The organism is Lacunisphaera limnophila (assembly GCF_001746835.1).
Taxonomy (GTDB): domain Bacteria; phylum Verrucomicrobiota; class Verrucomicrobiia; order Opitutales; family Opitutaceae; genus Lacunisphaera; species Lacunisphaera limnophila.
In genome coordinates this window covers 417,383-431,292 of record NZ_CP016094.1, presented here as the reverse complement: position 1 = coordinate 431,292, position 13,910 = coordinate 417,383, and the positions used below count along the sequence as shown (strand labels likewise).

The following is a 13,910-nucleotide window of genomic DNA, read 5'->3' as shown; positions in this document are numbered from 1 at the left end:
ATGGCTTCTACCCCACGCCCCGGCCCCAATCTGTTTGGCCACAAAAAGCCCAAAAAGCGCAAAGAGTAGTTTTGTGCCGACTAGGCCTTTTGTCGCAAATCACCCCCTCGTTTACCCCATGAAATACCTCCTGACCTGTGTCCTGTTTTCGTTCCTCGGTTCCCTGGCTTTGGCCCAGGATGCGGCGCCCGCGCGGAAGCCGGGCGACTACCCGCTCACCGCCGATTCGCTGCCGCAGGAGGGCGTGCCCAAGGGCCAGCTGATCGGGCCGCTGGAATGGAAGAGCCAGATCATCCGCGGCACGGTGCGCCGCTACTGGATCTATGTGCCGGCGCAGTACGACGCCGCGAAGCCGGCGGGGTTGCTGGTGTTCCATGACGGCCAGCGCGCGCTGAATCCCAAGGGACCGCTGCGCGTGGACCAGGTGATGGAAAACCTCATCCACAAGAAGGAGATTCCCGTGATGATCGGCCTGTTCATCACGCCCGGCAACCTGAGTGAGCGTTATCCCGATGACCTCGCGATGAGCAACCCGAACAACCGCGCCCAGGAGTACGATGTGCTCACCGACGCCTACGCCCGGATGCTCGCCGAGGAGTTCATCCCGGAACTGAAGAAGACCTACAACCTCAGTGACGACGTGGAGAAGCGCGTGATCGGCGGCACGAGCAGCGGTGCCATCTGTGCGTGGACGACGGCGTGGGAGCGGCCCGACCAGTTTCGGAAGGTCCTGAGCATGATCGGGAGCTACACCTCCATCGGATTTCAGCCGGCGCGCGGCAACCAGCCCATGATCCCCGGCGGCGACCTCTACCCGACGCTGATTCGCAAGACCCCGCCGAAGAACATCCGCATCTTCCTGCAGGATGGCTCGAACGACCTCGATAATCCGCACGGCAGCTGGTTCCTGGCAAACCAGCAGATGTTGGCCGCGTTGCTCTTTGCCAACACCAGCGCGGACCGCCGCAAGCTCGAGGGCCCGCGCTATGACGTGAGGCACGAGTGGGGTGATGGCGCGCACAACGATTCGCACGGCGGCGCGCTGTTGCCGGAGATGCTGCGCTGGATGTTCCGGGACGTGGAGAAGTAAGAAGGAAGAAGTACGAAGGAGGAATTGGGAATGACCCTCGGGGCGCGGCGGCGATAATCCGGTTGCCCTGGCGCGGCCGTTTCCGCAGGTTGCCGGCCTCGCCATGTGGGTCCTGATCCGATTCGCCTTTGCCGCCGTGGTCTTCGTGACGCGCCTGCTTTGGCGGCGGCAAGGGGTGGAGCAATCCTCGGTTTTTGCCGATACGCGGCAGGTGTTGTTCACGAAAAGCAAGACCGTCGGGCGGGGTCGCAACCGGCACAAGGAGCTGGTGAAACTCTATTGGGGGCTCGAATGCCCGACGACGCTCGTGTTTTCGCTGCGAACCGAGTCCGGCGTGGACCGCTTCCTCAAGGCCATGGGGCTGACCATGGAGGTGGAGACGGGCGACGAGGCGTTCGACCGCCGGGTCTTTGTGGAGGGTGATCATCCCACGTTGCAGCGATTGCTCGAGGAAGACACTGGGTTCCGGACGGCGGTCTCCACGCTCATGGCGCGGGATGCCGCGCGGATCTTCAGTGATGGACGTCACCTCTGGGTCGAATCGGCCAAGTTGGAGCACGCCGCCCGCGAGGACCTGCAGACGCTCCACCGCATCGTCGGCGTCCTCCGGCGGGCCGAGAGGGAGGCCGGGCCACGCCGCTTCGACCGTTTCCTGTGGACGGCGATCGGTGTCGAGGCGCTGGTGTGGTCGGTCGCCTTGTACGGTGTACCCGGACTGGTCGAGGTGCTCCACCGGGAGATCGCGCTGGGCCACGGCCGGATGTATTTTGACCCGTGGGCGCTGGTCGAACCCGGGCTGCGGGTGGCGGTCGGGGCGTTCGTCGCGCTTCTTGGGGTGGTGGTGGGGCTGCTGCGCGGTTCCTCCCGCGGACGCCGCGTGATGGCCGAATGTGGTTTGGTCCTGTTGATCGGCCTGCCGTTGTCCGGCATCCAGGTTGTGGATGATTACAACCGCAGTCGCGACGCGGCGCCCGTGGCGGTGCATGAGTATCGGGTAACGGCGAAAGAGGAGCGCACCCACCGGCGGCGCCGGGGCGGACGCTCGACCACGTATGTGTTGCACCTGGAACCGATGACCCCCGGTGCGCCCGCGTTTACCTACGCGTATCCCGTGCGTTTCGAGCAATACCAGAAGGCCCGGGTGGGTGGCCGTGAATTCTTCCGGGTGCGCACGGGCCGGATGCATCTGCCGTGGATCGAGCATCCGGACCGGCGGTAAACACCGTCGGGCGGGAAAAAGTTGTTCACATTACGGGTAACGTAGGTGGGCACCCTATAGGCCGGGGGATGCGGAAGTGGTATAAGGGGGATTGCACGATTCCCGCGTCATGGCTTCCCCCCTTCTCACCGCCCCATCTGAGTTTTTCGCCGGCGGTTATCGGCTGCGCCAGGATACGCTGGATGCGGCTTTCATTGTCAGCCGGCCGGCGAACGGAGGAGAGGAAGCGGCGGGCGGCAGCGGTGTCGGCGGGGGTCTGCCGGCGGGCTGGCAGCGGCTGTCGACCGGTTTGCGGGGCACGCGGCTCTATCGGGTGGCCCTGCCCGGACGGATGAGCGTGTATTGGGAAGCCGCGATGCGGCTCGGGGGAAAGCTGTTGCACCGGCGCTTTGCGGGCGAACTGCACGCCCGGGCCTGGCTCTCGGCGTCGACCGAGCCGCGCGAGTCGGGCATCCCGTTTGACCTCGAGGAAATCCACGGCCCCCTTCGCACGGCAGGGGTCAAGGCGGGCGCGCGGGCGCCGCGGTGAGGCCACGATCACCGGGGTCAGCGACCCCGGCTACAACGCGGGCCATCGCCTAGTGCAGGCGCAGCCAAAGGCCGGCGGCCATCGCGAACATGGCGATGTCCTCGACCAGCGCCACGGTCGAGAGCGGGACCTTGAGGGCGCTGCCCATGCACGCGCACTTGAGGTCGAGGCCCCGTGCCAGGGCGGTGATGACGCCGAGCGCGCCGAAGCCGAGGACGATCATGGTGGCGAGGTAGACGGTGGGCGGGCGCCAGAACGACAGGTAGCCCAGACCGAGCGCCAGTTCGATGAAGGGATAGGCGAGCGCGTAGCGGCGCGAGTGTTTGGCGAGCAGGTCGTATTTCTGGAAACCGTCGGCAAAGCCCGGCAGGTCGAAGAGCTTCAGCAGCGCGAAGACGAGCAGGAAGAAACCCATGAAGTCGTGCATCCAGCGCAGCGGCCGGCCGTCGGGGCCGTAGGAGGCGTCCTTGGCCGAGGCGGCGAGCACGGTGACGGCGAGCAGGGCCAGCAACGGCACGTAGTCGCGCAGTTGGATTTTCAGGAGGTGGAGGGTGTCGGGGAGGCGCCGGGCCGGACCGGTGGGGTGGGGGGCCTTGTAGGGTGGAAGTTGCATGCTCGTGCTGTTCAGACCCGGGTTGGCGACAAAGGTCCCGCCCGGCCCTTAGGGCTACACCCCAGTGTGCCGCGGGTTGGGAAGGGTTAAAGTGGCCGGGTTCGCCCTCGAAGTACCCCGATCGTCATGAGCCAGTCTGCGTCCATTCTTTTCATCCAACTGCCGGCGAACCGGCAGATCATCTGCGACGAGGCGTGGTTGGAGGCGGAGCGACGGGGCTGCTGGGTGGGCACGGATGATTGCGTGGTGCGGGAGAACGTGTGCCTCGTGGTGCTGCGGGTCGGACGGCAACTGCGGGAGTCCGCCGAACGCGTGCAAGCCACCGCGCCCCGGATGACGTCGATGCGGCCGGCCGAGACCGATGGAGTCGTCATCCGGCCGGGCTAATCCTCACGTCGCGGTGTCCGAGGTGAAACGAACGCCGGGTGTCAGCGTGAGAGCGGGTTTTCCTCGCCCGCCCGGGTGGGATCCGGCATGGCAGGGTCATGACAATCTCGAACTGGTTCAGGATCGGGCTGCTGGTGGTGCTCACCGGGTTGGTGGGGCGGGCCGGCGAGACTTTCGTCGAGATCGCACCGGAAGTGCGGGGCGCCTGGGTCACGCCCGAGGGCGTGTGGGACGGGCGCACGGTGCTGCTGTTTCACGGCATGGCCTCGGACATGGACGATGCGGGCGGCAGCCTGAAGCTGCTGGCGCAGGGGCTGGCCGAACGCGGCATCGCCTCGTTGCGGATCAATTTTCGGGGCGAAGGCGATCAGGCCCGCACGAAGATCGAGTCCACCTTCATCACGCGGCTGGAGGATGCCGCCGCGGCCCACGCCTGGCTGCTGCAGCAAGCCGGCGTGGCGACCGGGCGCGTCGGGGCGTTCGGCTTCAGTCTCGGCGCGCCGACGGCCGTCGTGACCGGCGCGCGGCACCCGGGTTGGTTCAAGTCGATCGCCGTGTGGTCGGCCCCGAGCGGCGATCTGTTTGCGTTGTGGGCGAATGACGAGACGGCGCAACGCGCGTTGCGCGACGGCGAGGCGACGCAGGAGATCCCGGGCTGGAAAACGCTCACAACCAAGCGCGAGTTCTATGAGAGTTTCCGCGGTTTCAATTTCGACGAGGCGCTGGCGAAGTATCCCGGCGCCTTGCTCGCGGTCCGGGGTTCGGCCGATTACCTGGCGCACCGCGAGGACGAGCTGATGAAGATCCTTGCCGCGCGGCCCGCCTCCGTCCTGCCCGGCTCCCCCGCGGAGGCCGTGCTGATCGGCGGGGCGGACCACATCTTCAATGTGTTCCAGCCCGAGCTCGGCCACGCGGCGCGCGCGCGGGCACTGACGGTGGCGTGGTTTGAGCGGACGCTTTAACGCGATCCGGTTTAACCACGAAATGGACTCGACTTCACCCGAAGGCGGGAGGGCGGGTGCGGGGGTGGAGCCGGCCTTCCGTGGGCGCTCGGTAACGCGCGCCCGCGCGCTGATCCCCCATTGACTGCACCATTCCGACCAAGCCGGTAGCATGCAAGCGGGTGCGGGGATGGCCAAAGGTGTGAAGTTGGGGTCAGCGCATTCGCTACGTGTTTCTACCTATGCCGGACGGTGTCGGCGGCGAAACGGGCGCACGATCCGGGGTCCGGCCCGAGCGTGGGGGCGATTCAGGAATCGCGGCGCACTCCACCCTGGCCTGCAGAAGCTGGAAGCGTGGCCGGTCTTGCCTAGCGTTCTACGGAATGTATTGTGGTGGGGTGATCCCCGTCCTGCGTCCGTCAGGTACGGCTGGGCTGCCCCGGTCGGCTTTGCTCTACCGCATTGATGCGGCCGACTGCCTGACCGTCGTGAATTTCACCTGGATGATGCATGCGAAGGAGCAGAAGGCCGATGAACTTCTCCCCGAGCGAGTGCTGGGCCGGAAACTGTGGGATTTCGTCCACGACGCCATGGTGCGGGAAATCTACAGTTGTCTGGTGTCCCACGTGAGAGCGGGAAGGCCAGTGCACTTCCTCTACCGCTGCGACACGGCGACGAAGCGGCGGACCTTCCGCATGAGCATCGCCCTGCTGCCGGACGGCGAAGTGGAGTTCAGCTCCGTGCCGGTGGCGGAGGAGGCCCGACCGTCGGTCAGCTTGTTGGAATGTGAAGCCCCCCGGGATGAAGCACGCGAGCTGGGCATGTGCAGCTGGTGCCAACGGGTGCTCCTGCCTGACGGATTCTGGCACTCCATGGAAGCGGCGGTGCAGTCGACGGATTTGCTGCGGGCAACGCCGTTGCCACGGCTGGCGCACACCATCTGTCCGGAGTGCACCGCCCGGATGCAGGCGCAACTCGGGGTGTGACGGGATCGGCGTTCGGTTGCGCCGGGCCAGTCGGCGCCACCGCGAAAGAAAAAGCCCCGGTCCGGGAGGAGCGGGGCTTGCAGCGGGGGCGGTCAACCCGCGTGGAGCGCGGGTTCCACCCTCAGGACTTCGCGGGCAGCGGGAGGTTGAATTCCTTCAACAGGGCCACGACCTTGGCGGTGATATCGGACTCCGGGTCGCCGGGGTGCAGGCCGGTGTGGCGCACGGTGCCGTCCGGGGCGATGATCGCCACGAAGGGGATGCCCTCGATGCCGTAGTCGGGGTTGAAGACCTCCTGGTCGCTGATGACCACGTCCCAGGTCATTTCCTTGGCCTTCATGAAATCAGTCATGAGCGCCATTTCCTTGGCCTCGTCACCCTTGGTGTCGATGCGCGGGCCCATGTTGGCCACGAAACCCTGGATGCTGGTGACGCCGAGGAAGGTGACGGGCGCGCCCGCGAAGTGGGTGACGTGCTCGCGGACCTGCGGGAAGGAGGAGATGCAGGGGCCGCACCAGGTGGCCCAGAAGTCGAGGACCACGACCTGGCCCTTGAGGTCGGCGAGGGTCTTGAGGCCTTCCTTGGACGACCACTTGAAGGTGAGGGCGGGGGCGGGCTGGCCGACGAGGGCGTTGAGCTTGGCCTCACGTTCGGCCTGGGCGGCCTCGGCGGCGGCGCGGGCCTCGGGGCTCATCTGCTCGAGCACGCGTGCGGCCATCTCGGCGGGTTTCGTGCCGGGGTAGTCGGCCACAAGGGCGGCGAGGAGGGTGCGGGCCTTGTCCTCATCATTGAGCACCTGCGCGTAGAGCATGGCGTGCATGATGGCGATCTGCGCGGTGTCCTCGTTCTTCTCGGTGTACTTGGCGCGGAGGCCGTCGAACTCGGCGAGCTCGGGCGCGAGGGCCTCGGCCGTGCGGCTGCCGGCGCGCAGCTTGGTGGTGATCTTCTCGACCAGGGCCTGGAGCTCGGTCAGGGCCGGGCTGGGGGCCGGGGCGGCGTCTTGGGCCGGGGCGGCGGAGAAAAGGGTGAGGGAAGCGGCGAGCGCCGCGAGGAAGAGGCGGAGTTTCATGACCGGCCAGCCTACGGGGCGCGGCGCAGGGCGTCGAGCCGGTTTCGGAAGCAGGGCTGCCAGGCCGTGGGTGGCGAGCAAGCTCGCCGCCCACCCGACAGGGCCGGATGCAGGGTGGCTCCCGGGCCGAAATAAAAAAGCCCCGGTCCGTCAGGACCGGGGCTTGAAAGGAATCGCCTGCAAGCAGGCTCCTACAAGAACGGGCTTACTTCTTGGCGTCGGCGATGGCGGCCTGGGCGGCCGCGAGGCGCGCCACGGGGACGCGATACGGGCTGCAGGACACGTACGTGAGGCCGATCTGGTGACAGAACTTCACGGAGTCCGGGTCGCCGCCGTGCTCGCCGCAGATGCCGAGCTTGATGCCGGGGCGGGTCTGGTTGCCCTTCTCGATCGCGATCTTCATGAGCTGGCCGACGCCGGTCTGGTCGACCGAGGCGAACGGGTTCTTCTTGAAGACCTCGGCCTCCTGGTAGGGGGCGAGGAAGGAACCGGAGTCATCGCGGGACATGCCGAGGCAGGTCTGCGTGAGATCGTTGGTGCCGAAGCTGAAGAACTCGGCGGTCTTGGCGATCTCGTCGGCGGTGAGCGCGCCGCGGGGGACCTCGATCATGGTGCCGACGGAGTAGGCGACCTTGGTCTTCTGCTCGGCGAACACCTTGGCGGCGACCTCGTGGACCACGGCGACCTGCAGATCGAGCTCCTTCTTGAAGCCGACCAGCGGGATCATGATCTCGGGGTTGGCCTTGAAGCCCTGCTTCTTGGCCTCGACGGCGGCCTCGATGACGGCGCGGGCCTGCATCGCGGTGATCTCCGGGAACTTGATGCCAAGGCGGCAGCCGCGGAAGCCAAGCATCGGGTTGAACTCATGCAGCTCGTGGACGCGGTGCATGATCTTCTCGACCGGGATGTTGAGCTTCCGGGCGAGGTCCATCTGCTGCTCCTTGGAGTGGGGCAGGAACTCGTGCAGCGGGGGATCGAGGAAGCGGATGGTCGCCGGGAAGCCCTTGAGGGCTTTGAAGATCCCGACGAAGTCCTCGCGCTGGTAGGGGAGGAGCTTGGCCAGGGCGGCCTCGCGGCCACCGAGGGAGTCGGCGAGGATCATCTCGCGCATGGCGTCGATGCGGTCGCCCTCGAAGAACATGTGTTCCGTGCGGGTGAGGCCGATGCCGACGGCGCCGAAGGCGACGGCGATGCGCGCCTGCTCCGGGGTGTCGGCGTTGGTGCGGACGCTGAGCTTGGTGGCCTGGGCGCACCACTTCATGAGCTGGGTGAAGCTCTTGAACTTCTCGGTGGCCTTGGCGGCGGCGTCGTTGTTCACGAGGCCGGCGATGATCTCGGACGGGGCGGTCTTGATCTGGCCCGCGTACACGGTGCCGGAGGTGCCGTCGATCGAGAGGAAGTCGCCCTCGTGGTAGGTGTGACCCGAGACGGTGACCGTCTTCTTGTCGTAGTCGATCTGGAGGGCGGCGGCGCCGCAGACGCAGACCTTGCCCATCTGGCGGGCGACGAGCGCCGCGTGGGAGGAGACACCACCGCGGGCGGTGAGGATGCCCTCGGCGGCGATCATGCCGCGGAGATCCTCGGGGGAGGTCTCGACGCGGACGAGGAGGACCTTCTCGCCCTTCTCGGCGGCCTGGACGGAACGCTCGGCGTTGAAGTAGATCTTGCCGGTGGCGGCGCCGGGGCCGGCGGGGAGGCCGGTGGCGATGACCGCGGCCTTCTTGACCTCGGCGAGGTCGAAGATCGGGGCGAGGAGCTGCTCCAGCTGGTCGGCCGGGTTGCGCATGACGGCCGTCTTCCAGTCGATGAGCTTCTCCTTCACCATATCGATGGAGAACTTCAGCGCGGCGGCGGCGGTGCGCTTGCCGTTGCGGGTCTGGAGCATGAACAGCTTGCCGTCCTGGATGGTGAACTCGACGTCCTGCACATCCTTGAAGTGCTTCTCGAGGGTCGCGCGGACCTTGAGCAGCTCGGCGTAGGACTTGGGCATCTGCTTCTTGAGCTCGAGGACGGGCTCCGGGGTGCGGACGCCGGCGACGACGTCCTCGCCCTGGGCGTTGATGAGGAACTCGCCGTAGAACTCGTTGACGCCGTTGGCGGGGTTGCGGGTGAAGGCGACGCCGGAGCCGGAGGTCTCACCGGTGTTGCCGAACACCATGGCCTGGACGTTGACGGCGGTGCCCCACTCGGAGGGGATGTTGTACTTGGCGCGGTAAACCTTGGCGCGGTCGTTCATCCAGGAACCGAACACGGCACCGGCGGCGCCGCGGAGCTGGTCCCAGGGGCTGTTCGGGAATTGCTTGCCCGTGCGCTCGGCGACGAGGGCCTTGAAGCGCTTGACGAGCTCCTTGTTGTCCTCGGCGGTGAGCTTGGAGTCCTCGATGTCGGCGTGGTACTTCTCGTGCTTGAAACCCTCGATGACCGTCTCGAACGGCTCGTGGTCCTCGCCTTCCTTCTTCTGGACGCCCATGACGACGTCGCCGTACATCTGGATGAAGCGGCGGTAGCAATCCCAGGCGAAGCGGGGGTTGTTGGTGGAATTCTCGAGGGCGACGACGGTCTGGTCGTTGAGGCCGAGGTTGAGGATGGTGTCCATCATGCCGGGCATCGAGTCGCGGGCGCCCGAGCGGACGGCGACGAGGAGCGGCATGCCGTTGGTGGCGCCGAACTTCGTGCCCATGATCTTCTCCATGTTGGCAACGCCGGCCTCCATCTGGGCCTGGAGCGCGGCCGGGTAGGTGCGCTTGTTGGCGTAGTAATAGGTGCAGACCTCCGTGGTGATGGTGAAGCCGGGAGGCACGGGCAGGCCGATGCGGGTCATCTCGGCGAGGTTGGCGCCCTTGCCGCCGAGCAGGGCTTTCATGGAGCCGTTGCCATCAGCTTTGCCGGCGCCCCACGTGTAGACGTATTTGAGGGCCTTGGCGGCGGGTTTCGATTTGGACGGGGCCGCTTTTTTGGCGGGCTTCTTGGCGGAGGTTTTTTTGGCCATGGTTGTGGAAAAGAATGGGGAACGGCCATCGGAGCGGTCCGCCGGGGGGGTGTCAACGGCGGAGGCGGCCGGACCGAGCAAAATCCGCCGGGGGGCGCGGACCGGGCCCGGGGTCGATCCGACGGCAAACACAGGTGTTGCGAGATGCGGGGAAAGGTGTTTGTCAGGTCCTTCCTTGAGCCAGCAACCCCCAGTGGATGAATACGATGAGAGCAGCCCCCCGGCCGTGGCCGGCGGCAAGCCCATGGGTTTTCTCGGGCACCTGGAGGAGCTGCGCGGCACCCTGATCAAGTGTGCGGTGGTCTTCGCCCTCTTTGTCACGCTCATCGCCTACCAGATGAAGGATGCCGCGGTGCTGCTGAACTGGCCGCTGGAGCAGATCCAGGCGGAGTATCCCGCCATGAAGACCGACCTGGTGACCAACACCCCGATGGGCGTGTTCACGGTCATCATCAACATCTGTCTGATGGGCGGGGTGATCCTGTCCCTGCCGCTCTGGCTGTTCTTTCTCGGGCAGTTCGTGGCCCCGGCCCTGACGAAGAAGGAGCTGCGGGTCATCGTTCCGACCGGGCTCGCGGCCTTCCTGCTGTTCCTGGCCGGCGCGGCCTTCGGGTATTTTCTGCTCACGCCGAGCACGATCCGCGTGGCCTTTGAGCTCAACGAGCTGCTCGGCTACACCATCATGTGGACGGCCGACAAGTATTACAGCCTGCTGATGTGGATGACGCTCGGCATGGGCGCGGCCTTCGAGTTCCCGCTGCTGGTGGTGCTGGCCGTGTACATGGGCCTGATCGAGGTGAAGACGCTGCGCACGTACCGGCGCCACGCCATCATCGTGATGTTCGTGATCGCCGCGATCGTCACGCCGACGCCCGACCCGCTCAACCAGTGCCTCTTCGCCCTCCCGCTGATCGTGCTCTATGAGCTCTCGATCTGGGTCTCGGCCTTCATCGGCCGGCGGGTGGGGAAGGAGTGAGGGTAAGAGTTGAACTACAGAGACACGAAGACACGGAGGCAGGAATTGGCTTCGGGTCTCAGGGGTCTCGGTGGGGAATCACCGGCGGACCGGCCTGAGGCCATGGTCACGGGGAACTCAGGATAATAAAAAAGCCCGGTGAAGACCGGGCTGGTGGGTGAACCGAACTGACTCCCCGCTTACTTCCGCGAGGCGCGCTGGAACTTGAAGACGACCTTGAACATGTTCCAGGCGATCCAGAACACGCCGGCCATGCAGCCGGCGGTCAGGCCGCCCCAGAGCTTGATCATCGCCGGATCATGGGAGGGCACGTGGACGTGCACGAGCGAGTAGAAGATCACAAAGGCGATGCCGGTGAGCACCAGGTCGATGACCAGGCTGACGACATTGAACGGCTTTTTCTCGGACGATGACATGCCCGCAACTCAAGGAGCCGGCGGGGCTTTGTCCAACCGAAACTTGGGCGGTCCGGCAGGCCGGCTCGGCGGTTTTCTGTAGCGGCGGTCTATGACCGCCGACGGGTCGGATGGCGCTCTCGCCCGGCGGTCATAGACCGCCGCTACAGGGACGGCCGATCCGCGAAAGCGCCGGGTCTTGATGTGCATCAAGGTGTTCCGGGCGGTATTGGCCGATACTGGAGGCATGGACGCCACCCTTGGATACATCAGCCCCGCTCCCCCACCGATCCCCGCCGGGATCGCGGCCCGGCCGGCCAGCTCCGTGTTCTTGCCGAAGGAGCATGGCTCGTGGTCGCTGGCCCTTGAGCCGCTGGCGCTCGGTTTGCTCGTGGCGCCGTCCTGGGCCGGCGGCGCGCTGGCGGCCGCGGTGCTCGCGGGCTTTTTTGCACGGCGTCCCCTGAAGGCGGCCTTCGACCCGGTGAACGGTGCACGCCGGGTGACCGCGCGCGAGACGCTGTTCATGTGGACCGCGCTGGCGGGCGCGGGTCTGTTCGAGGCGGGGGTGCTTGGCGGAGGGCCGGCATTGTGGCCACTCCTGCTGGCGGTTCCGTTTGGCGGATTGTTCGTCTGGTATGACGGCCGGAACAATTCCCGGGCCGCCGCGGCTGAGCTCGCGGGCTGCGCGGCCTTTGCCTTTGTGCCCGCCGCCGTCGCCACGCTCGCCGGAGCGGGACCGGCCGTCGCGCTGGCCCTCGCGACCGTCGCGGCGGCCCGGAGTCTCCCGGCCATTCTCACGGTCCGCAGCTGCCTGCGCAGCGCCAAGGGGGAACCGGCCGGGGCCGGCCTGTCCGTCTGGTCCGCCGGGGTCGCGCTGCTGGTCTTGGTGGCGCTGGTCACGGCCAAGCTGTCGCCGGCGGTCGCCGCCGGGTGCGGGGCCGTGTTGTTCACCCGGACGCTGTGGCTCACCGGTCCGTGGCGCCCCGCCTGGCCGGCCCGCCGGATCGGGCAAATGGAGGCGGCACTGGGCCTCCTTTACGTGGTCATGATTTCCAGCCTCTGGCCTTCCCTCTGAACCCCGCAATCCCGGAAGGCTTGATCCGCATCAAGGCACCGCACCGCCCTCTCTTGTAAGCTTACCCCCAGAATCCCACCCGCCATGAAAAAAATCCACGTGTTACCCGCCGCCCTCCTTGGTCTGACCCTGACCGCCTCCGCTTTTGCCTCCGAGGGCCCCACCGGCGTCCAGGGCCCGGTCGTCCTCCCGGCCGCCGTCCAGGCCCTGCCCGTCGAGCAGGCCATCCTCACCTCCCCGCCGCACGTGCCGCCGCCGATCGCGCGCAAGCACAACGCCCGCGTCGTGGTGAACCTCGAGGTGCGCGAGGTGGTCATGAAGATCGCCGACGGCGCCGAGTACACCTTCTGGACCTACGGCGGCAGCGTGCCCGGCTCGTTCATCCGCATCCGCGAGGGCGACATCGTCGAGTTCACGCTGAACAACCACCCCTCCTCGAAACTTCCGCACAACATCGACCTGCACGCCGTGACCGGGCCCGGCGGCGGCGCGGCGTCCACGTTCACCGCGCCCGGCCACGGCTCGAAATTCACCTTCAAGGCCCTCAACCCCGGCCTCTACGTCTATCACTGCGCCACCGCCCCCGTGCCCATGCACATCGGCAACGGCATGTACGGCCTGATCCTCGTCGAGCCGAAGGACGGCCTGCCGCCGGTGGACAAGGAATTCTACGTGATGCAGGGCGAGTTCTACACCCAGGGTACCTTCGGCGCCCCCGGCCTGCAGAACTTCGACATGGCCAAGTCCATCGACGAGCACCCGACCTACGTCCTGTTCAACGGCGCCGTCGGCTCCCTCGTCGGCGACAAGGCCCTCGCCGCCGCGGTCGGCGAGCGCGTGCGCATCTACTTCGGCGTCGGCGGCCCCAACCTCACGTCGTCCTTCCACGTCATCGGCGAGATCTTCGACAAGGTCTGGCCCGAGGGCGGCATGAGATACGTGCAGGAGCACGTGCAGACCACGATGATCCCGTCCGGCGGCGCCGCCATCGTCGAGTTCAAGCTGGATGTGCCCGGCACCTACGTGCTCGTGGACCACTCGCTGAGCCGCGCCTTCAACAAGGGCGCCCTCGGCATGCTCAAGGCCTCCGGGCCCGAGGACCGCGTCATCTACTCCGGCAAGGAGATCGACGCCGTCTACTTCGGCTCGCAGGCCGAGGCCGGCACCGATTCCTCCAAGCGCGAGGCCGAGCTCAAGGAAAAGATCGCCGCCGAGATGCGCGCCAACCCCGCCATTGCCGGCCTCACCAAGGAGGTGCAGTTCGAGCGCGGCAAGCAGACCTACATGGCGAGCTGCTTCGCCTGCCATCTGCCCGACGGCAAGGGCATGGCCAACGTCTTCCCGCCGCTCGCCGGTTCCGACTTCCTCAAGGCCGACCGCGACCGCGCGATCCGCATCGTGCTCAAGGGCCTCACCGGGCCGGTCACCGTCAACGGCGTGGCCTACAACAGCGCCATGCCGCCGCAGCCGCTCACCGACGAGCAGGTCGCCGATGTCCTCACCTTCGTCACCAACAGCTGGGGCAACGCCGGCGAGCCCTACACCGTGGACGACGTCCGCCGCGTGAAGAACGAGGCGCATTAAAAACTGTAGGGCGGGGTCGCCGAACCCCGCCTTCGTCCGAGCGCGCTATCACGTTCG

13 protein-coding genes are annotated in these 13,910 nt (G+C 66.8%); 9 read left to right on the top strand and 4 right to left on the bottom strand.

From position 1 onward, the window contains the following. Positions 1-118: 118 nt before the first annotated feature. The 3 genes from Verru16B_RS01885 (at position 119) to Verru16B_RS01875 (ending at position 2,838) form a co-directional block, all read left to right on the top strand. Complete coding sequence (locus tag Verru16B_RS01885; RefSeq protein ID WP_069960700.1) at positions 119-1,090, top strand: alpha/beta hydrolase; 972 nt, start codon at positions 119-121, stop codon at positions 1,088-1,090. A gap of 103 nt (positions 1,091-1,193) precedes the next feature. Next, positions 1,194-2,309 carry a hypothetical protein gene (locus Verru16B_RS01880; RefSeq protein WP_069960699.1) on the top strand — a complete coding sequence of 372 codons (1,116 nt, stop codon included), beginning with the start codon at positions 1,194-1,196 and terminating at the stop codon, positions 2,307-2,309. A gap of 109 nt (positions 2,310-2,418) precedes the next feature. Further along, positions 2,419-2,838, top strand: coding sequence for a hypothetical protein (locus Verru16B_RS01875; RefSeq protein ID WP_069960698.1), 420 nt, complete (start codon positions 2,419-2,421; stop codon positions 2,836-2,838). 49 nt (positions 2,839-2,887) lie between these two features. Here the strand turns inward: Verru16B_RS01875 and Verru16B_RS01870 are convergent, their stop codons facing one another. Further along, positions 2,888-3,451 carry a MauE/DoxX family redox-associated membrane protein gene (locus Verru16B_RS01870; protein WP_218918801.1) on the bottom strand — a complete coding sequence of 188 codons (564 nt, stop codon included), beginning with the start codon at positions 3,449-3,451 and terminating at the stop codon, positions 2,888-2,890. A 126-nt stretch (positions 3,452-3,577) separates the two neighbouring features. Here Verru16B_RS01870 and Verru16B_RS01865 point away from each other — a divergent pair, with 126 nt between their 5' ends. The 3 genes from Verru16B_RS01865 (at position 3,578) to Verru16B_RS01855 (ending at position 5,765) form a co-directional block, all read left to right on the top strand. After that, positions 3,578-3,838, top strand: coding sequence for a hypothetical protein (locus Verru16B_RS01865; protein ID WP_069960697.1), 261 nt, complete (start codon positions 3,578-3,580; stop codon positions 3,836-3,838). Between the two features lie 98 nt (positions 3,839-3,936). Further along, positions 3,937-4,800, top strand: coding sequence for an alpha/beta hydrolase family protein (locus Verru16B_RS01860; RefSeq protein ID WP_069960696.1), 864 nt, complete (start codon positions 3,937-3,939; stop codon positions 4,798-4,800). A gap of 377 nt (positions 4,801-5,177) precedes the next feature. Next, positions 5,178-5,765, top strand: a complete 588-nt coding sequence (locus tag Verru16B_RS01855) for a hypothetical protein (RefSeq protein WP_157772126.1) — start codon at positions 5,178-5,180, stop codon at positions 5,763-5,765. Positions 5,766-5,886: 121 nt separating this feature from the next. Here the strand turns inward: Verru16B_RS01855 and Verru16B_RS01850 are convergent, their stop codons facing one another. Further along, the gene (locus tag Verru16B_RS01850) at positions 5,887-6,834 is read right to left on the bottom strand and encodes a TlpA disulfide reductase family protein (protein ID WP_069960694.1); all 948 of its coding nucleotides are present in this window, start codon (positions 6,832-6,834) and stop codon (positions 5,887-5,889) included. Between the two features lie 205 nt (positions 6,835-7,039). Next, complete coding sequence (gene ppdK / locus Verru16B_RS01845) at positions 7,040-9,823, bottom strand: pyruvate, phosphate dikinase (protein ID WP_069963551.1); 2,784 nt, start codon at positions 9,821-9,823, stop codon at positions 7,040-7,042. Between the two features lie 175 nt (positions 9,824-9,998). On the opposite strand from ppdK, the gene tatC reads away from it, so the two are divergent. Next, entirely contained in the window at positions 9,999-10,799 is an 801-nt protein-coding gene (gene tatC / locus Verru16B_RS01840) for a twin-arginine translocase subunit TatC (RefSeq protein ID WP_157772124.1), read from the top strand. Between the two features lie 179 nt (positions 10,800-10,978). Here tatC and Verru16B_RS01835 read toward each other — a convergent pair whose 3' ends face one another. Next, the gene (locus tag Verru16B_RS01835; RefSeq protein WP_069960692.1) at positions 10,979-11,215 is read right to left on the bottom strand and encodes a hypothetical protein; all 237 of its coding nucleotides are present in this window, start codon (positions 11,213-11,215) and stop codon (positions 10,979-10,981) included. 226 nt (positions 11,216-11,441) lie between these two features. On the opposite strand from Verru16B_RS01835, the gene Verru16B_RS01830 reads away from it, so the two are divergent. Both Verru16B_RS01830 and nirK read left to right on the top strand, forming a co-directional pair. After that, a complete protein-coding gene (locus Verru16B_RS01830; protein ID WP_069960691.1) occupies positions 11,442-12,269 on the top strand; it encodes a YwiC-like family protein in 828 nt (275 codons plus the stop codon). Positions 12,270-12,353: 84 nt separating this feature from the next. After that, a complete protein-coding gene (gene nirK / locus Verru16B_RS01825; RefSeq protein WP_083270027.1) occupies positions 12,354-13,853 on the top strand; it encodes a copper-containing nitrite reductase in 1,500 nt (499 codons plus the stop codon). Positions 13,854-13,910 lie beyond the last annotated feature (57 nt).

Coding starts and splice junctions, on each gene's coding strand:
- Verru16B_RS01835 (WP_069960692.1), bottom strand. CDS start 11,215: ATGTCATCGTCCGAGAAAAAGCCGTTCAATGTCGTCAGCCTGGTCATC.
- Verru16B_RS01830 (WP_069960691.1), top strand. CDS start 11,442: ATGGACGCCACCCTTGGATACATCAGCCCCGCTCCCCCACCGATCCCC.
- Verru16B_RS01875 (WP_069960698.1), top strand. CDS start 2,419: ATGGCTTCCCCCCTTCTCACCGCCCCATCTGAGTTTTTCGCCGGCGGT.
- ppdK (WP_069963551.1), bottom strand. CDS start 9,823: ATGGCCAAAAAAACCTCCGCCAAGAAGCCCGCCAAAAAAGCGGCCCCG.
- Verru16B_RS01870 (WP_218918801.1), bottom strand. CDS start 3,451: ATGCAACTTCCACCCTACAAGGCCCCCCACCCCACCGGTCCGGCCCGG.
- Verru16B_RS01885 (WP_069960700.1), top strand. CDS start 119: ATGAAATACCTCCTGACCTGTGTCCTGTTTTCGTTCCTCGGTTCCCTG.
- Verru16B_RS01880 (WP_069960699.1), top strand. CDS start 1,194: ATGTGGGTCCTGATCCGATTCGCCTTTGCCGCCGTGGTCTTCGTGACG.
- Verru16B_RS01865 (WP_069960697.1), top strand. CDS start 3,578: ATGAGCCAGTCTGCGTCCATTCTTTTCATCCAACTGCCGGCGAACCGG.
- nirK (WP_083270027.1), top strand. CDS start 12,354: ATGAAAAAAATCCACGTGTTACCCGCCGCCCTCCTTGGTCTGACCCTG.
- Verru16B_RS01850 (WP_069960694.1), bottom strand. CDS start 6,834: ATGAAACTCCGCCTCTTCCTCGCGGCGCTCGCCGCTTCCCTCACCCTT.
- Verru16B_RS01860 (WP_069960696.1), top strand. CDS start 3,937: ATGACAATCTCGAACTGGTTCAGGATCGGGCTGCTGGTGGTGCTCACC.